Annotated in this window: 17 protein-coding genes; 1 reads left to right on the plus strand and 16 read right to left on the minus strand. The window is 36.3% G+C overall.

What is annotated here, in order from left to right; translation table 11 throughout:
- Positions 1–170: 170 nt before the first annotated feature.
- Entirely contained in the window at positions 171–374 is a 204-nt protein-coding gene (locus KTQ83_RS00535) for a hypothetical protein (RefSeq protein ID WP_217256330.1), read from the plus strand.
- 63 nt (positions 375–437) lie between these two features.
- On the opposite strand, the gene KTQ83_RS00540 is transcribed toward KTQ83_RS00535, so the two are convergent.
- From KTQ83_RS00540 to KTQ83_RS00615, 16 genes are all read right to left on the minus strand, one after another.
- Positions 438–842: a hypothetical protein gene (locus tag KTQ83_RS00540; RefSeq protein ID WP_217256329.1), complete on the minus strand. Its 405-nt coding sequence runs from the start codon at positions 840–842 to the stop codon at positions 438–440.
- A 13-nt stretch (positions 843–855) separates the two neighbouring features.
- Positions 856–1,119, minus strand: a complete 264-nt coding sequence (locus KTQ83_RS00545) for a phage holin family protein (RefSeq protein WP_217256328.1) — start codon at positions 1,117–1,119, stop codon at positions 856–858.
- 20 nt (positions 1,120–1,139) lie between these two features.
- Positions 1,140–2,135, minus strand: a complete 996-nt coding sequence (locus tag KTQ83_RS00550) for a peptidoglycan recognition protein family protein (protein WP_217284997.1) — start codon at positions 2,133–2,135, stop codon at positions 1,140–1,142.
- Positions 2,136–2,147: 12 nt separating this feature from the next.
- The gene (locus tag KTQ83_RS00555; protein WP_217256327.1) at positions 2,148–2,399 is read right to left on the minus strand and encodes a crAss001_48 related protein; all 252 of its coding nucleotides are present in this window, start codon (positions 2,397–2,399) and stop codon (positions 2,148–2,150) included.
- A gap of 119 nt (positions 2,400–2,518) precedes the next feature.
- The gene (locus KTQ83_RS00560) at positions 2,519–2,767 is read right to left on the minus strand and encodes a hypothetical protein (protein ID WP_217256326.1); all 249 of its coding nucleotides are present in this window, start codon (positions 2,765–2,767) and stop codon (positions 2,519–2,521) included.
- Between the two features lie 15 nt (positions 2,768–2,782).
- On the minus strand, positions 2,783–5,095 hold the full coding sequence (locus tag KTQ83_RS00565) for a DUF859 family phage minor structural protein (RefSeq protein ID WP_217256325.1): 2,313 nt from the start codon (positions 5,093–5,095) through the stop codon (positions 2,783–2,785).
- Positions 5,096–5,106: 11 nt separating this feature from the next.
- Positions 5,107–6,255: a hypothetical protein gene (locus KTQ83_RS00570; protein WP_217256324.1), complete on the minus strand. Its 1,149-nt coding sequence runs from the start codon at positions 6,253–6,255 to the stop codon at positions 5,107–5,109.
- A 2-nt stretch (positions 6,256–6,257) separates the two neighbouring features.
- Positions 6,258–7,310, minus strand: coding sequence for a hypothetical protein (locus tag KTQ83_RS00575; RefSeq protein ID WP_217256323.1), 1,053 nt, complete (start codon positions 7,308–7,310; stop codon positions 6,258–6,260).
- A 13-nt stretch (positions 7,311–7,323) separates the two neighbouring features.
- Positions 7,324–9,384: a coiled-coil domain-containing protein gene (locus KTQ83_RS00580; RefSeq protein WP_217256322.1), complete on the minus strand. Its 2,061-nt coding sequence runs from the start codon at positions 9,382–9,384 to the stop codon at positions 7,324–7,326.
- Between the two features lie 5 nt (positions 9,385–9,389).
- Positions 9,390–10,493, minus strand: a complete 1,104-nt coding sequence (locus KTQ83_RS00585; protein ID WP_217256321.1) for a hypothetical protein — start codon at positions 10,491–10,493, stop codon at positions 9,390–9,392.
- A gap of 2 nt (positions 10,494–10,495) precedes the next feature.
- Positions 10,496–12,715, minus strand: coding sequence for a fibronectin type III domain-containing protein (locus tag KTQ83_RS00590; protein ID WP_217256320.1), 2,220 nt, complete (start codon positions 12,713–12,715; stop codon positions 10,496–10,498).
- A 13-nt stretch (positions 12,716–12,728) separates the two neighbouring features.
- Positions 12,729–13,055 carry a hypothetical protein gene (locus KTQ83_RS00595; RefSeq protein WP_217256319.1) on the minus strand — a complete coding sequence of 109 codons (327 nt, stop codon included), beginning with the start codon at positions 13,053–13,055 and terminating at the stop codon, positions 12,729–12,731.
- Between the two features lies 1 nt (position 13,056).
- On the minus strand, positions 13,057–18,420 hold the full coding sequence (locus KTQ83_RS00600) for a tape measure protein (RefSeq protein ID WP_217284998.1): 5,364 nt from the start codon (positions 18,418–18,420) through the stop codon (positions 13,057–13,059).
- A complete protein-coding gene (locus KTQ83_RS00605; protein ID WP_217256317.1) occupies positions 18,413–18,793 on the minus strand; it encodes an HK97 gp10 family phage protein in 381 nt (126 codons plus the stop codon). The genes KTQ83_RS00600 and KTQ83_RS00605 overlap by 8 nt, the downstream gene beginning before the upstream one ends.
- Positions 18,794–18,798: 5 nt before the next feature.
- Positions 18,799–19,344 carry a hypothetical protein gene (locus tag KTQ83_RS00610; protein ID WP_217256316.1) on the minus strand — a complete coding sequence of 182 codons (546 nt, stop codon included), beginning with the start codon at positions 19,342–19,344 and terminating at the stop codon, positions 18,799–18,801.
- 21 nt (positions 19,345–19,365) lie between these two features.
- Positions 19,366–19,782, minus strand: a complete 417-nt coding sequence (locus tag KTQ83_RS00615) for a hypothetical protein (RefSeq protein ID WP_217256315.1) — start codon at positions 19,780–19,782, stop codon at positions 19,366–19,368.
- Between the last annotated feature and the right edge of the window lie 55 nt (positions 19,783–19,837).

Genomic DNA, 19,837 nt, shown 5'->3' on the forward strand with positions numbered 1-19,837 from the left:
ACGACCCTATAAAAATTTAAGGACTATGTTCGACCCTACAAGAATTTAAATATCCTTTAAATCTATGTTGTAGGGAATCCAAGGATTCCCTCTTTTTTACATTAATTTTCTGAAACTACTTGCATATTTCTCTTTCAAGGTTCATAATCACTTAAAAAGGAGTTTTAATTATGAGCAAATTAGTCGTACACGCAAAAATAATGATTGATGGAGTGAGTGATACACCAAAGAAAGATCAATTGATTTCAATTGAAGACGGAAAAATTGTTTCCATTGAAGAATATCATGAAACAAATGAAGAAGTCATTCATGCCAATGTCGTTACCCCTGGTTTTTTTAACTGCCACGTTCACATTATGGAACCGGTTGGTTAACATCTATTAGTACACACAGAAAAACGAAGAGGACTTGAAAATATAACGAGCCCTCTTTTGTTTTTACTTCTCAATAAGGAAGTCGTTTAAGTCATCTCGTACATGCTTAAGTTGGTCAATGCCATTACCAGTAATTGTGTGATTGATTATGACATAAAGACTTTTCATGATTACTTTACGAGTCTCCTCATCTTCTTTAAATCGTCTTTCGTTTTCCATATTTATACGATGTTGCTCCGTTTGCCACTCTAACATTTTGCGGTACCCATCTTCTAATGTAATAAGCCGTCTATTGTCCTTAGCGAATAACTCCTCGTGTTCTTTCAAGTCGTTATCATGCTTAAGTAACATTGCTCTGTGGTCGTCACTTGGCTTTTTAATTTGTTTGAAGATACCCCACGCAGTCCATAGAGCAGCAAGCGAAGTACATACCCAAAGCACTTGATCAGAATTAATTGTAAAAACCATGATCAAGCCTCAATTATTCTTCAGGTGTGTTTTCTACAAATCGTGTAAATGCTTGGTGCATACCTGTAGATGCAAGACCCATTAGTGCACCGTAAACAATTGTTTCTAAACTTGGTCCTTTAGCGACTGAGTTCAAACAAGCTCCTAAAATTGCTAAGATTGTTGGAATATACTTGTTTGGAATGAAGTCTAATGATTTTTTAATAATATACCCAACCACTAAACATCCGACAAGTACAACAATTTCAAAGTTTTGTGTTAATGCGTTGAAATCCATAATAGTTCACCTTTTCCTTCCTATCTTGGCACATTTGGATCAGTGTCAATTCCAGTATCGTTTGTCCATCCTGTTCCATTGTTTAATAAATATGGGAACTTAGCTCCTGGAATGACTCTTGTGATCTTTCCTGACCATTCCCCTTTATATACCTTTGAACCAGCTGAGTCATTTGACAAAGTATTAGTGCAGACTCTTGTTCCTACACCATATTTGCAAGTTGGTTTAGCTGGTGTTGGGGCTTGTGTCGTTTGAGTTGTAGATCCGTGTAATTCTGTTCTAAATGATACATATTCTTTTGCTGATGTAATCCATTTACCAGATTTAAGTTTATACATGTAAACTCCATCAACTAATTGACGTCCTACAACAGTAAATACTTCACCCTTTTTAACTGTTTCTGCAGCTGTTGAATCATCCCAAGAAGCTTGAGTATGTAAAACAATACCATCTGCTCCAGAATATGTTATTTCTACAAATCCGTTATAAGATTCTAAAGCTCCATTTTGAACAGCAGGTTTAGATTGTCCATTTAGAGCATTTAACTCTGCTTGAACCATGTTTAAGAATCTCTGCCATCCTTTATCTAGAGTTCTGTGTGGACAGTATTTAGGGCTGTAGTCTTGATGCTTAGTTACTTGAGCAATTCCCCATCCTTTTTCTTTTAATTTAAATGCAATGAATTTAGCAGCTAAGACTTCAGCAGCATCAAATCTTGTGCCACCAGACTTTGAGTAACAGATTTCAATAGCAATACCTTGTCTGTTACCTACTCCGTTTCCACCATCTCCTGAATGCCAAGCGTTTCTGTTTTCAGGAATACCTTGAACAATTTCTTTGTCATCGACAGCATAATGGAATGAAACCTCGTTATGATTGTTGATCATATACTGAATTTCGTTTCTAGCAGAAGCGTCATTTGCAGTGTTATGAACAACAATTCGAGTTGAATTCATGTCAAAAGGACATTTACAATAATATAAGTTAGGACTTACTAAATTTTGAATTACGTTCATTGTAATTACCTCCTATGAAATTAAATCTATGTTTTCAAGTTTTGCACGACGTTTCAGAATATCTAAATAACGATTCATGTATTCTAATTGCAAAATATAGAATTCTTTAGGGCATGTCGGTGTAAATTCTAATGTACCATCACACATCTTTTTATACATGACTAATAATTTGTCATAACGAATCTTTACCTGAAAATATTCAGCTTTAAATCTATCTTTGTAGTCTGCAGATTTCATTAATTCAATTGTATCTTTCAATTCCATAATATTTTCCTCTTTTCTGTTTGCTTTAATTTTTAAATAATGTAGAATATAAGTATCCTTTGCTAACCATTTGGGTTAGGCTAGCCGTGATTAGCCAACAAATCTCGCGGCTAGTTTTTTTATAACTTATTTACATTAATTAAGACATAGCCTTCTTTTAAGCCACTATCTTCTACAATATCTTGTACTTGAGTCATTCTGAAAAGGTCTGTTGGCACTTCCTCACCCTTTGCAGAAATCGTCTGTCTAAACAAAATATAATCACTCTTTTGAATATTTAATTCGCTGTTATCTAGAATGATATAGTTTCTATTTGTGAATGAATTAAATAGTTCAATACTTAAATTAATTTCATGTGTTTTTACCATTTTGAATATTCCTTTCTAAGCTGTGCGACGCCAGACATATATACCTATATATGGTGAAACAGTATAAAATGATTGGTTTCCTCCTTTTTTAGAAGTAGATGATACAAGTAATTTTGTTGCTGATGCATATTGTTTCCAATTATTTGGAAACGCTATAGTCCATTGAGGTGCATCAATTTGCGGGTTCCCTGAGGTATTCTGAATGTATACGCCATGTTCATGACTTGGCATTTCATCTGTGGTTATTGTATGTTTCCAACTACCGAACTCTTCGTGTTCACCGACTTGCCCCTTATACCCATCTTTACCTGTAGAATATCCGATACCAAACAAGCCTCTACCTTCAGCCATTCTAACCCATGTGCCACCCATAAAAGTTTGAGGGTTTGTATTATTCCAGCTAAGATAAATTGAACCAATTGGATAGCCTTTATAATCAGCGGTCATTTCTTTACATGATTGCAATACACCAGATGTTGGATTCGAATCAAACGGGCGAGTGTCAATAGAATGTGTCCAATGTCCATTACCTTCAAATAAATAAGTTCCATTACCATAACTATATGGAAGACGAACCCAAACATCACATACATGATACGATTGTGCCATGACAAATACATTAATTGCATAATCGTAATTATATTTAACTATAAAGGTCGCACCATATGCATTTGTTGAAGAAACTGAACTTTGCCAACTATCTTTAATAAATATCTCAATTTCAGTATTTTGATTTGTGCCAGCGTTATATCCGTTACCAGTAAGCACAGTAATTTTACATTCACTAGAATCATAACCAGAATCCCAAGTACCAAGTTTTACCCATAAGGTCGAACCAGTAAATACATCAAATCTACCACCAAAGGTTGTGATTTCTCCAGAAGTTATTTTTCGTCCATAAATATCTCCATAAAAATAGCTATCCATATTAACTTCAAATGCAGACTTTTCAGAAAACTTACCAATAGCAACACCGTCTTTATTCTTGTTAACATTTAGAACACGATAGGCTGTACTTACTTCTGCACTTGCACTAGCTGTTCTACCTAATGCATCTCTAATACTTGCATCCACAGCATAATGAGAACCAATAGAACAATTAGCAGCTAAAACAAAAGCCGTGCCAGATGCAAATGATGAGTTTGAAACACCATTGCAACTACACGACTTAGATGCTATTGAGTTTTTACCTGATACTGAAGCTATTTCATAATTAATAACAACTCTTAAATATGTACCACTTGCATCCTTTGTACCGTCAGATTGGCAACGTTCAACAGACATTGAGATACTAGGATATGAATAATCTACAACTGTAATACTTACTGATTTTGAAGCTTTACGCCCACGAGAATCTGTTACAGTACAAGTATAAGTTTGAGTACCAGTAGAAGATAACTGTCCGGAAGTACCAGAGCTTGAGTTAGTATACAAACCCGGACCAGAAATAGAATAACCTGAAATTGTTGAACCATATGATCCACTTGCACCACTGGCTGTAATCTTTACTTGAGATATACCTTTAACATAAATACCCCAGGAACTAGGAACTCCATTATCTATTCTTGTTGCTGTTAAACCGGATATATTTGGAACAACTGTCGACGGAACACTCAGATTAATACTCTTAGTAACTGAGCTACCTATCTGAGTTGAGCCGTTGTAAGTTGTAACTCTGACTGTTAAAGCACCACTCGTAGCACTAGGAATCTGACTTGCTAATGATAATGGTGGGGTAAACGAACAACTTGTAGCAGCGTTAGAACTAGCAGTAGTCCATCCACTGTTTACAAATTTATACTCTACCTTATGAGTAAATGAGCTTGATTTTCTATCAATAGTTACTGATACTCCACTGTTTAATTGATTACCACTTAATCCACTAATACTTGAAGCACGAGCAATTGTAGTACATGTTGTCCATCCAGTGCTACATGAAGAAGAACTAGGTGACCAACCTCCTGAAGTAGTAGGAGCATCGAAATATACTTTTACATAACCGCTTAAGCTACCATCAGATTTGTGAGTTACTGTGATTGATCCAGATACTGAACGAGTACCGTAGCCCATACCACATGTAGTAAATGCTCCAGAAGTAGCAAATAATGTATCTGTATTTTTATTGTTATCATGCCAATATAGCTTTAAATGGCAAGCATATGAATCGTATAAAGCATCAAACCCAACATTACTAGCACTTAAAGAACCATTAGCAGAAATCTTAGTGGTGTTGTTTGCAATATTTGTTTCGCTTTCAGACCAGTTAACACTTAATGTATATTTGTAACTTGTGTTAGCGCATCCTAATTGAGTACTATTACTAGCCATCTACTCACCTCCTAAATTAAAGAAAAGCCAAGATCACCTTCATCAACGAATAGGAAATTTCCACATCCAATTGATTGGGCAATAATGGCTTTTAAAATATATAGTTCTTTGTTTGAAATCCATGCTACTTTATCTTCATTTTGATAGAACGCTAATTCTGTATTTGATAGCTTACATCTAAATGGTTGTACTGAGTTACCTAACTCTAAATCCCCACCATTCCATCTAAGATACTGCTGTAATTCTTGCTTTGAAACGGTACCATTAACCGCATCTGTTAAAGTATTAATAGAAGTTTTAGTAGCGTTTAAACCATCTGATGTAACTTTCAGGTTACTGGCAATGGTAGATATAGAAGAAGAGTTTGAATCAGCTGTAGATTTTACACTTTGGACTAATAAGCTAATCTTTTGAGCAGTTTGGTCAATTAATGCTTTATAGCTCTCTTCTGTCGTCTTTTCAGAAGCTGCGATTTTATCATTAACATACTGCTCTTGGTCTTCGGGAGCTGGAGTCCAATCGGTGGCTTTGTTACCTATTTCAAGTTTGAAATTACTCAAGATGATATTTGGTGCAGTAGATAGCCGTCCTGTAAGATCATCAATAATAAACTCGATCCCTGGCAATCTATCCTCATTCGGGGTTCCAGTAGCATAACATCGTCCATTCTTATTTATGTGTAATTGCCATGTCGCATTTTGAGCAGTTACTCCAAAAGACCAATCGCATCCACTCGGTACATTCGAAGCATCACATGATATAGTGTATATCTCTCCTTTAATTAGCTTTTGATGTGCTTTCAAGTAGAAACATGTATCAGCTACTCCTGTACCAATCTTTATTGATAAATCATCTATTTTGGTTGTCTGGCCACCAGCTCGTATATATTGCATTAATAAATTCCTACCACCAACTTGAATCCCTTCAGGAGTACTTCCAACAGAATATGAAGTACTCTGAGTGTTATCGCTATAAGTAATTACTGTCCTTGTCCATAAATATGGTTTATCAGCAGTAGTTTTTGGAGGAGTAGATGACCATGTACCAGTCGGAGTTGAAGTACCATTTGACCATATTTGATAAGTTACTGATGTAGACTTAATACCTTTACCATCATTTACTCTAGTTAATGTAATTAAAGCCGTTGCTTTAATTGCCATATCTATCCCTCCAATTGAGCACTAAATGTAGCTTTGTTCGAAATGTCACCAGCACCGATTGTATAAGTCGTACCTGTCGCTACTGCAGTAGTTCCTCCATCTTTATACCACTTAATAGTTCCTAAACTAGATAAAGCAGAGCCAGTCACTTCAACTCCACCTTTATAAACGTGAGCAGTTAAAGTTGTAGCAATGGCAGTGTTTTTGAAGATTGTTCCACCGCTTGAAGTGATTGCCATTGTGATAGCATCCTTACCGTTTGTTCCATTGATTCCATTTGTGCCTTTGTAAGATACAGAATATGATTCAGTAGACTTTCCATCTGAATAATTTACTACTGTCTTTGTCCATAGATATTGACCGTTTGCTATATTAGGAACCGTAGGACTCCAAGGTCCTGTCGGAGGAGTAGTGCCACTTGTACCTGCTTGATATGTTACAGATGTTGAACTTACAGTAACACTTGTACCGTTTGAACCGTTCGTACCATTTGTACCTTTATAAGAAACTGAGTAGGCTTCTGTTGATTTGCCGTCTGAATAATTTACTACTGTCTTTGTCCATAAGAACTGCCCATTCGGTACACTAGGTACTTCAGTTTTCCATTCTCCAGTTGGCTTAGTAGTGCCGCTTGCACCGACCTGGTATGTTACAGATGTTGACCTTACAGTTACACTTGTACCATTTTGTCCTGTCTGCCCTTTAAATGCAATTGAGTAACTAAAAGTTTTGTTAATAGTGATATCACCATTTACAACGATAGGGATAGTGATAGTACCACTCTTAGTCAATGCAGATGTTGCAGTGATAGTGATCGTTGGCATTGGTGTCTTACCATCAGAAACCGCTGAAATTCCTGCAGGACATGTAATATTTCCTACCGTACATGGGACCTGCTCACTACCACATAATGCCATCACCTGTGTAGTAGTTGTCTGTGTACCATTTACGGAACTCGTAGTACCCAAGAACGTATAGTTGTCATTTGTTAATACGACGGAATAACCATCGGTTAAATCGATTACATCAATTTGATTTACAGCCTTAATTGCCATATTTTGTTTCCTCCTAAATATTTAATTCGCAGTTGAATACTGCCTTGAACTTTATATCTTTTGCATTGATTGTGAATAGGAATCCATTGTCGTTCAACCTAGAATCATCTAATGGAATATTCGTAAATTCTTCTTCGCCATGTCTTTTAATCAGCCATTGTAAGTATGCATCCTTCCCAAACACTTCTTTTAATTTAGTCGAATTGTCTATCGTGATGCTTCCAACGTATATCTTAACGATAAATATCGTCGCAACATCACTGTTCTTGAAAGTTGTGCCATTTGTAGATTCAATGCAGAGCATAACTGCGTCTTCACCATCAAGTTCACCACTGTTAACTTTATCTACAATATCTTGAGCTTTATTCAATGCACTCTCTGCATCTTTTTTCGCTTGCGTTGAATTGTTTAAGGCATTGTTAGCAGCATTAGTAATACTTTCACCTTCAGTTTTAGTAATGTAGGTTTCTGATACACTAAGCTTAATTCCATCAGTTGCTACTTTAATCTGAGCATCAGTTTCAGTTTTAGAATAATAGTTGTTGGCAAGATCTTCTTTTACACCATCGACTTTATTACTAGTCTCAGTAACCTTAGTAGCTTGAGCAGTGATTGCTTCATTAGTTTGAGTAATATTTGTTTCAGCTTTAGTTACGCGATTAGTTAATGCAGCTAAATCATCTTGTGCTTTCAATGCATCTGCAGAAGCTTGATTTGCTACCTTTTGTGCATCAGCTGCCTTAGTCTGCGCATCACTAGCAGCCTTATTAGCAGCGGTAGCCTCACCTTGTGCTTTCGAAGCAACTTCATTAGCTTTACTTGCAGCAGCATTAGCCTCAGCAACATCTTTCAAAGCTTGAGTAACATTAGCGTTTGCAGTATCGACTTTTTGTTTAGCATCAGAGATCTCTTGCTCAGTTGCATCAACACGAGATGTTACATTTTTTAAGTTTTCCTGTGCTTCCTTTAAATCAGTTTTAGCAGATTGCAAATTCTTATCAGCAGCTGTTACTTTCTCATTTGCTAAGTCAGCAGCCTTTTGAGCACTAGCAGCATTAGCAGTAGCTGTATCAGCAGCTTTTTGAGCAGTATCAGCAATAGTTTTAGCATTACTGGCAGCAGTATTAGCACTATCAGCAGCCGTTTGAGCAGCCTGTGCATCTTGTAAAGCTTTATCAATATTCTTTTGTTGCTCAGTAGTATCAGATTCAAGTTTCTCAACCTTAGTTACAGTACTAGATATCTCACCTGCGTTCTGAGTAATCTGGGTCTGAAGTTTTTGCTCTAATGCAACATTCTCAGTCTTAGTAGCAAAGTTCTTTTCAACTGATGTCTGTAACTCTCCTACTTTTTTACTAATCTCAGTAGTTAAGTCAGCTTTAGTATTCTCAGTCTCAACTTTTGTAGAATATGTTTCCTTGATTGTAGCAATTTCACCAGCTTGTTCTTCCAACTTAGTATTAGCACTAGCAATATTGTCATTAGCAGTCTTAACTTCTGCCTTCAACTTACCAATATCTTTATTAGCAGCAGTGACAGAGTCTTTAACTTGATTGACTAATTGCTGTGTTTCATCTGATTTATTACTACTTGCTTGAGCCAACTGTTTAGCTTCACCGGCATTTTGAATTGCGGTATTAGCTGCTTCTTGAGCTTTAGCAGATTCAGTTTTAGCCTCATTAGCAAGAGCAGAAGCAACAGAGGAATCTGTAATTGCACTACTAGCTTTTGTTTGTGCATCCTTAGCTTTCTCCATTGCTTGATTAGATTGATTTAAAGCACCATTAGCACTCTCAATTGCTTGATCTTCTTTTCTTGCTGATGGTGGAAATGTAATATTACCAATAACAGTAGCTTGATGGTTACTCACACTAACTAAAACTCTATCCCCAGCTTCAGCATTCACAACCTCAGAGATAGGAGTTAACATGTCAGAACCATCTAACATAACGCACTTAGTATTGCCAGCACCTGTAGTAATTGTTCCATGAACATATTGCTTTGATTCTGGTTTATCACCAACGTCATTGACAACTTTAGCGAATTCTTTTAATAAAGATCTATCTAAGTCCATTTCTCTCACCTCCAAAGTTTAGTAGTATATGTGGCAGTTTCCTGAATAGAACATCCAGTACCACATTTGATTGTTTGAGCAGTAATCTTAGCAATGACATTCTCTAAGCCTGCTCTTTTGTAATTTAACATCACAGCATCACCAACACGAACTGGATAATAAGAATGAGTAAATGTAACAGTATGCTCCATACAACTCAAACTCTTAAGCAATTGGTCAGCGTAAGAATCAATGATAGCTTGAGTAGGAGTGCCGCTAAATTTTGGACTACTATCTCTATGCACAATTTCCCTTCCTCTAACAACTGTAGATATAGGACTATTTGGATCATCATTCACAACACGAGAATGCAAATGTAGTTTGTCAGTAGAATATACAACCTCAACCACATTTGGAATACCATACAAATCTCTATCATCTTTTAAAGTTGGTAATAAAATTGAGCTGTTATCATCATTGAATTCTTTAACTGGTTGCAATGATTCAGTTGCAACAATTGGTTCGAATATAACTTGACCTAATTCATCCAACTTAATCTCATACTTTGCGTTAGCCACTAAATCAGAAAGAAAAGAGAGCCATGTATCATCTAAATTAGCTACAAAGTTAGAATATAACTTTTCTTCACTCTTAGCATTGACGATTGGGGCTCTCATGTGTTCTCTAAACAGATTACTAGCTAATGGCATTATCTTAGTATCTTTAAGAATAGAATATCCAATAGGTGGGTAAGACTCTTTCAACTCCATTAATGGTGTATAAGCATCAATAGAATATCTTTTTTGCTTACCATTAAACTCGGCAGAAGGAGTCTGTAACAAATATGTACCTAATGGAAACTTCGAAGTAAAGCCATTTTGAATTACTACAAGATACACTCTTACATAGCATTCATCCAAACTTTCTCCAACATCAAAAGAGGCAGAACCTAACGTCTGAACACTAGCATCTCTAGTGATTGAGCAAGATTCCACCTCTGTTAATTGTTTAGTATCTTTCCAAGTCGAAGGGTCAACAACATAGAATTCATAAGTTTGCTGCATTGACTCGTGCCAATTAACTTCATACTTTTGAACTTGTACATTGCCATCTAGACTTAAATCAGGCATGACTAAATCCCTCCTTCAACTCGTTTTACTGTTAATGTTACTGGTATGACAAGGCTATCATGTTTGTTAGTGAATGTAACATTGATAAAGGCATTGTAGCCAGTACCGTTTTGCTCTCTAACATACACTGTGCCCATCCAAATTTGTAATCTTCTAAGTGCATAGATTGTATCTTTGTCACTTCTTGGAATTTCACAAGTCCAGCTACCAGTAATGCCTTGTTGTGTTCCAAAGTATGCAACAGGACTCTTTCTTCCAATATACTCAACAAGCTCTGTGTCCACATCTGAACTTTCACTTGTGTCTGTATTGTAAGGTAGTCTGACCATTGAACCATTATAGAAAGGAATCTCTGGAGCAGTCTCAGCTAAAGAACCAAAGCTAGTCCATTCTTCATCCCATTGAATAATAATTCCTGGTTCATTTACCTTGATTGGAGGAATATCTGTGAATCCTATTACATTTGTGTTTTTGTTTCTTGCTACGATTCTATACCTCGCATAGTCCATAGCTGGATGAGGGTCTGTTACTGATACTGAACCATAGTTTGGAATCTCAGTAGCAATCTCAGTGAACTCGCCATTAAACTCTCTTCTATACACAGCTAATACAACATTGTCATGAATTTCGTAGTTTTCATCATAGCAGAATGGATTAATATAAGCACATACAGAATCTTTATTAATCGTAATTCTTGCATCTGGATAGAACGAAATCTCTTCCCAACTTACTACAAAGTCAGCACTTGTTGAAGCAGTTAAACCAGAATTCATTGAGGCAGTTACATTAACTTTGTAAGATTGATTGTTTTCTAATATACAATCCTGAGGCATTAATACATGTGTGAGCGTATTCTTAGTAGCTGGAGAGTTCTTAGAAAATACAACTTCACCAGCATTGACTATTACATTTTTGCCTGTTGAATCTTGTGTTCTGTAGCTGTTATTAGCCACAATTGAAATATTAATGTTAATTGCTTCTTGTGTACTTGGACCTGCCTCTACTTTGATTCTATAAGGATATGATGTAAGTGCCGTATTTCCTTCATTCAAAGTTAAAGTTACAACTGGTGGTGCATAAGTATTAATCTTGCGTTGAACTGACCAATCTGAGTATTCAAGTGACACACCTCTTGATCTAACACGCCATAGTATCTCAGCTCCTTCAGTGTATTTTGAAAGGTCTAAGTCATAAGTGTAAATCTTAGTTTCATTGTCCTTAATTTCTTCTTTTGAAGTATCTAAAGTAACAATATTAGCTTTACCGTTAATAGTTAATTCAATCTGGGCTTCGTATTGCTTTGATGCATCTTGGGAGTTGTGAGTCCAATATAACGTCATTGGGTCACCGATAATAGCAGAAGCAGTTAAAGACCATGTTGTTGGAGGTTCTGGTTTTGTACCTACAATTTTGTAAATAATATCACTCCAACTTGAACTACCTTTTGAGTTTACTGCTTGAACACGGAAATAGTATTCATGACCTTGCTCAATTCCAGTGATGATACAGTAGTTTGTCTCTGATGTTGCAGATTTAACTTCGCTACTTGCATCGAAATATAACTTATTAGTTGCATATTCAACTTTATAGCTAGTTGCCGTAGTGCATTGATCCCATGATACTCGAACAGATTTAGTTGATTCAATGCTGATCTTAACATTCTTTGGAGCAGCAGGAATAGCACCTACTTCACTTGAGTATTGAGACCATTCACCAACGATGTCTTTACCACCGATAACATTAATTGCTCTACATCTAGCTCTGTATTCTCCACCAGCTTCAATTGGACAAATATAGATTGCTCTAGCTGTCTTAACTTCAACTCTACCAGTCTTGAATACTCTGTTGCCCTTAACAACTTCGAACTCAACATAAGAAGCTTTTGCATCAGTAATGTTTTCAATCTTAGCAGTTAAGTTATACTTTTCAATAGATACAGAAGGAGCAGAAAGTTGTGCTGGAGGTAACTCTGAAACATTCATCTCAACAGTTACTTCTTCACTACTCCAATATGGAACATCCTGATCTCCTGATTTGTAAGTTTTAGCTACTGGCTTAACAGTAACCTTTAATTTTGTAGCATTTGAAGGAACACTATATGTAGCGTTATTCATCTTTACACTTGATGAACCACCATCAAACCAAACACCATTTACGCCATAATACCATTGGACCTCATAGTGATCACCATGCCCTGATATCATTACACCTTGGTCTGCCATATAATCCCTCCTTCTATGCTGGTTGTAAATTGCCTACTCTAATAGGGCTCATAATTCGGAAGCCTCCAGAATCAGATTCGTTGATGACTGCTCTATCACCATTTATTTCTAGAACTCTCCATTTGTAGTTATAAACAAAGGAAGGTATTCCAGCACCGTTGTACCATGTCGAACCTGATTTAACACGAACCCAGCTACCAACAGTAACTGAGCCTCCACCTCCACTTCCTCCAGAACTTGATCCAGAAGAAGGTGTAGGGTCTTTAAAATCCCACGATGCATAGACCGTAGACCCTGAAGACCCTTGAAGAGCAATTTTTAAATTTGATACTTTTGCCATATTACACTCTTCCTTCTATTTTTACAGCACGTACTAAATCACTTACTGCATTAGATACATTTGAACCATCATCATATGTAATACCATTGATGTTGTATGTATTTCTTTCTCCTAATTTAGCAATGTCTTTACGAAGTTTATTAATTGAGTTAACAATATCTCCATTTTGACCATTTTGACCTAATTTCATTGCTGTATTAATTGCCTTAAGATTTGCTCTTACTCCAACCGATTGAGTACCGCCAAACATGCTATTCAAATGCAATGTACCAGATTCAACCCCAGATAAATCAAGAATAGGACTAATTACTGGTTGCACATTCATATCGGAATCTAATAAAGCTCTAACTTTGTTAATAGAATTTGTTAATGCTTGTTTTGCGGTATCTGCCATCTTGGTAGAAGTAATTCTAGCAGATTTGAAGTTATTGATAATACCATTAGTGAAACCAATACCAAAGAAATCACCAATTTTATAACCTTCTTTTGATGGCGAGTGTTCGTCAAGGGCTCTTTGTGCAGCACTCTTAGCGGCATTTGCCATTGCTCTAGCTGCAACACTTGCTGCATATGAACCAGACCTAATTCCGTTTGCAAAACCCTGAGCTAAGTAACTACCAGCACTATGGAAACTACCATGATAACCACGTAAAGTACTAGATGCACCTGACACCAAACTTTTGACAGCAGAGGTTACAGATGACTTACCACCTTTAATTCCAGAAGCTAACTCTGTGGCAAGTTTTCTACCTGAGGATTTAAATTCTCCTTGCTTACCATTAACAGTTGATTTCATGCTAGATAATACAGTAGTCATTGAATTTGTTAATGTTGACTGTCCAGAACTAATTCCACTTGCAATTGAATCAACTATTGACTTACCAACACTATTAAGTTGCTTAGCTGCATTCTTGATAGGATTTACTAAATTATTTGCAATTGCTTCTCCAACGCCACTTAGTGAGCCTGCAGAAGAAGCAAAGTTTCCAAAAGATGTACCCAAATTAGATAGACCTGAAGTAATAGCTCCATAATCAATTCCAGATAATTTGACAACTGCATTAGCTACCATTTTAGTAGCTTCTGCGCCAGTGGTTACATCTCCAACTGTGCTGAAGTTCTTGATAGCATTTGCAACTTTGCCTAATTGAGTATCAATGTCAGAAGGAATACTTAGTCCTTGAAGCTTATTAATACTTGTAACAAGTTCACTAAATGGTCCTGTCAAAGAGCTTAAACTCCATCCTGCCATGAATAGCCAACTGAATTTCTGTAAACCATCTGCAACAGAACCTAACTGTGTACCAATATTTTCAGGTATGCTTAATCCAGTCATACTCTTCATAGCTTCAACTAAATCTCCCAATGGACCAGTTAATGTACTTAAACTCCATCCTGCCATGAATAGCCAACTGAATTTCTGTAAACCATCTGCAATACTTCCAAATGTCTCTCCAATACCTTCTGGAATAGTGATGCCAGCCCATTTGTTGATTGTATCTGCTAATTCACCTAATGGGCCAGATAAAGCACTTAAGCTCCATCCTGCTGCAAATAAGAAACTAAACTTTGATACACCATCAGCAATGCTTCCAAATGTCTCTCCAATACCTTGTGGAATTGTAACTCCAGACCACTTCGCTAATGAGTCAGCTAAATCTCCTAATGGTTTTGCAAATGTAGCTAAGGCATCTGCGCCCATTCCACTTGCCCAGAATTTATTGATTCCACCTGCTAGACTGCCAATTTGTGTTCCAAGGTTTTCAGGTACAGTAACTCCAGACCATTTTGTAATTGAGTCAGCTAAATCTCCTAATGGTTTTGCTATGGTTGCAATAGCTGCACCACCCAAACCACTTAATGTAAACTCCATAACACCATTTGCTAGGCCAGTCAATGCACTTTCAAAGTGATCTGGTATTTTTACATTAGACCATTTGGCTACAGAATCTGCTAAATCTCCTAATGGTTTTGCTACTTTTGCAATTGCATCTGCTCCTAAACCAGATAAAGAGTTTAAAAAACTTCCTAGTGCAATAGTTCCCAATGCTTCTTCCATAGCATGAATTCCATTTTGAATTTCATCCCATGACATTGAGCCAAACTTTTGTAATGCATCGGCTATCTCGCCTAAACCTTGAGACGCTAAAGTAATTGTACCTGCTCCAAGAAGTCCAAGGAATCCAGTTAATGACCCGAGTAATCCAGATGATAAAGATAGCTCGCTTAATACATAGCCCAAGCCAACAACACCTTTACTAATATCATCCCATTCCATTGTTCCAATTGTCTGAAGAGCATCTGCAATATCACCAAGTCCTTGAACTGCTAACAGTATTGAGCCTGCTCCAATTAAACCAGATAGCCCTGTAAGTTTACCTAACGCACCAGAAGCTATTGCAACTTCACCAAGTACATAACCCATTCCAACAACACCTTTACTGATGTCATCCCAAGGCATGCCTCCAATTTGTTGTAATGCATTTGCAATTTCGTCTAGAGATTGTACCGCTAGGACAATAGTGGCAGCTCCTACTAAACCAGATAGTCCAGACAAATTACCCAAAGCTCCGGCGGCTATAGACACTTCAGCTAAGGCATACCCCATTCCAGTTAAACCTTCGCTAATGTCGTCCCATGCCATACTTCCAATTTCGCTTAAAGCATTTGCTATTTCATCTAGAGATTGAACCGCTATTAATATTGATACTGATCCGATTATTCCAGAGAAACCTGCTATTTTGCCAAGGGCTCCAACTGCAATTGAAAGTTCGGCTAAAGCATAGCCCATTCCAACTAACCCTTGACTAATTGTTTTCCAAGATAATTTTCCTATACTTGCTAGGGCTTCTGCAATTTCATCTAGGGATTGAACCGCTATTAGTATTGATACTGCTCCAGCTAATGATTTAAATCCACTAGTTTTTCCTAAAGCTTTCATAACAATAGTTAACTCGGCCAGAGCTCCACCCATGCCAATAAGACCTTTTGCTATTCCTTCCCAAGATAATCCTGAGAATTTTTGCAAAGCATCTCCTAACATCTTACACGCTTCTGCCAAAGCAATAATTGCAATACTAGTAGAAATAGGAATTGGTGCCATACTAATAGCTTCAAATCCTTTGGTTAAAATTTTCATTGATATTGCCAATGCTATTAATGACTTGGCTAAATTATATTCGTCAATTTTAGCTAATTTCTGCATAGCACTTGCTAAAATATCAATTGCTTTAGCTAATGCCATAACTGAGATACCAGCTTTAACTAAGCCTGTTCCTTTAAATGAAGCAATTGCATTAGAAATAAATTTAAAAGACCTATTTAGCATTAAGAACATTGCACCAATAGCAATTACTGATTTAGTAATATCTGCAGCATCCAAGGCAGCAATACTTCTTAAAGAAGCTGCTAAGATTCCAAGTGCAGCTGCAATAGCAACTAATGAAGATACGTTAACACCAACAGTAAACGCTCTTAATGCATTACTAATTTCCCCAAAGAATGCTGAAATTTTTTTAGCTAATCTTGGCGTTTTACCTTCCCCTCCGAATATACTGTCAATAGTATCTGTAATACTATCAAATAGGTCAGTAAAACTCTGTATACTTCTGAATATTCCTCCACCAATAAGTCCTGCAAAAATATCTCCAATAGAAACATTATTAGCAATCCATCCAAACACTTTAGTAATACTATTCCAAATGCCATTCAATACATTGGAAATACCTTGACCTGCTTGAGACAACAAGTCACTAAAATTACCGATTTGAGATGCCGCACCTTTTAATACTCCAGCAATATCTGTAACCATCTTGCCTAAACTTCCAGCAATGTTTGATGTAGTGAATCCATTATTTAAAGATGTAAACATATCTCCTATTGCTGATGTTAGGCTTAGAATAATATCAATCACACTACCAAAAGCACCAGAAGTAAATACCTTACTAATAGCACCGCCGACTAATTCAAGTCCTTTCTTAGCCATATCAATTACTGAAAATAAACCTTTAAAAGTTCTTTTTAATTTATCAGCAGTTTCATCACTAATTTTTAACTTTGATGTAAGTTTTTCGAATCCTTCTGTCAAATTTAATAATTGTTTAGCAGTAACAGGTGGGAATATATCCCTAAAAGCTTCTTTGATAGGAGTGACAATACTAACTAATCCTTTAAAAATATTGCTAAATGATTCTATCAATTTAGTACGACCACCTAGGTTTGCCCATTCCTTTACCACTTTGTTTCGTGCTTCTGCACTATCAGTGATCATATCATTTAATACTTTGCTAACTGATGTCCACATTGTTCTAGCTTCTTCAAAGTCACCAATAATGGTTCTCCAAGTTTCAGTCCATCCAGAACCTAATGCTTCTTTTAAAGTATCAATTAACTGGGAGAATGTTTTAACTTTAGTTGCTGCTTCGCCTGCAGTTTTAGCCATATCAGCCATTTGTTTTGCTTCTTCTTGGCTATAACCTTGTTCAACAAATTTCTTGACTGCTGCTTCATATTCTTCTTGAGTATCTGCAGCTGTAGCAAACTGATCTAAAGTTTGAGTTAATACTTCTGCGGTTAGCCATCCTGTTTGTAAAGATTCACGGAATGATCCTTTTGCTGCAATAGCTGCTTTTGCTCCTGTTTGTAAATGCTCAGAAGTTCTAGTTAATGCATCTTGGAATACTTGACCACCCATTCCTGCATTTACTACAGAGTTCCAGTCCATTAATCGAATTGTTCCAGAGGCCAATGCTTGTGATAACTGATACATTGCAGTTGATGCCTGTTGTGATGTTGAACCAGAAACTGCTGCTAAGTTTGCTATACCTTTGATAGCAGATACTGATGCATTTAGTTTTACACCTGCTGCAGTAAATGTACCAATATTACGAGTCATCTCTGTAAAGTTATAAATAGTCTTATCAGCGTAGTGATTCAATTCATCTAACGCAGAGTTTACTATTTTGACGTTTGTACCCTCTTTTTGAGTATTGGCCAAAATAGTCTGCACTGCATTCATTTGCGTTTCGTATTCTTTAAAACCATCTTTAATTGGGTTAATAGTTACAGCAGAAACTAACTTTTTTCCCATGTTCATTACTGAATTTGTAATTCTGTAAATAGCTGTCATTGCCACAACTTCCATTGCAGAGAATTTTGCTTGTACAGTCTCCAGTCCAGTAGACATTGGAGAGAAGTCCACATTCTTAACTGCTGAAGAAACATTTTTTAGTCCATCTGCAGCTCCTTTAAGGTTAAGTTTAGATTTTAATCTATCCAAAGTATTCATTGAAGTAGCAACACCAGACTCAAATTGTTTGTTGTCAAACTTCATTGATAATACTCTTTCATCAATAACATTACTCACGACTAGTTACCTCCCTCCAAGCTGCATCCGCTAAATTTTCAAAAACAGGTTGTATGGCTGGATTGATGTAGTCTCTTCCTTCAACCCAACCACCAGTACCTGTACCATGTCCAAATTGTAAAATTATAGCTATTGATATACCTTTGTTAATGTATGAGTTACAAAAGTTAATCTTAGCCATACCCTTACCATCTTCAATTTCGTAGTACCAAGACCCCGCAGTTCTTCCAGAATCAACTGGAGTAGCTGACATAAGGGCCTTTACGCCTTCTTGAGCGTATTTATCTAAAATTTTTGCTCTAGATCCTAATTTTGCTTTTTCTAAGAATTTTGTGATCTTAGAAAAGTCTCCCTTATGTTCAAATCTAATCATAGTTTTTATCCTTTACTATTAAGCTTGCTTCTACGTTGTGCATTTAATTCCCTATTACGTCTAGCAAGTTCAGATTTACTCATTTTCTTAGGAGGTTGACTCTTAATACTACAAACTCGAATAAGAGTTATTAGTTTATTTAAATGCCATTTCTCACATTCAAATGGAATATGTAAAGCAACCATATAGTAGTAAATAAGTTCTGCTGTAATTTGTTCACCTTTTATATGATTGCTATTTTCTACTTCTCTAAAGGTTGTAGCAGTCATTGGATAATTAATGTAATTACTAATCTCCTTAATGTTCTTGTCACTCAACCTGTAGTAAAGTTTATAATCAACATTTGAACCAATTGTCATACATCTAATGTAGTCAATTATTTCTTCTGTCGATTTTTCTGTATCCGTTAAATATGGTTTACACCATTTGCTTTCCCATTTTGAAATAGAGACTAAAGAATGCTCTAACATTAAAGTTTGTGACTTTCCATATACAAACTCTTGTTTTGCTTCGTCCCACATCTCATCGGCAGGTACAGTTATCTTAAGCATTCTTATCACCTCCATTGATTATTACTGTAAGTTAGAAGGAACTACCACTTGAGTAGTTTGGGTATTTTCCATTACTGGAAGAATTCCATTAACAAACTCACTGCATTTATTAGCATCAGTAGCTAATTCCATGTATAGTTCAACAAATGCTTCTGTTTCTTCAAATTTCTTAGATAATGGAATTCCATTGTCATCTACTTTAATGAAACGTTTACCATCTGCTGACTTCTCGCCATAAGAATTTAAGATGAATACTTTAATAACTCCGATAAGTTCTTTTAAATTCTCAGATTTTGCAATCTTTTCAATAAAATTAGCATAGCCACCTTCTACACTTGCTTCCATTTCTGTTACTTCAACTTTGTTTAGATTGAAATAGCAGTCTTCTGCTCTTTGCACACCGTTATAATCTGTATAAGTAATAGTTTTTTTTAACATATAGTTCACTCCTTTATAAAAAATGAAAAGACCCCGAACATTAAACGAGGTCTTT

This window comes from Holdemanella porci (assembly GCF_019052655.1).
Taxonomy (GTDB): Bacteria; Bacillota_I; Bacilli_A; order Erysipelotrichales; family Erysipelotrichaceae; genus Holdemanella; species Holdemanella hominis.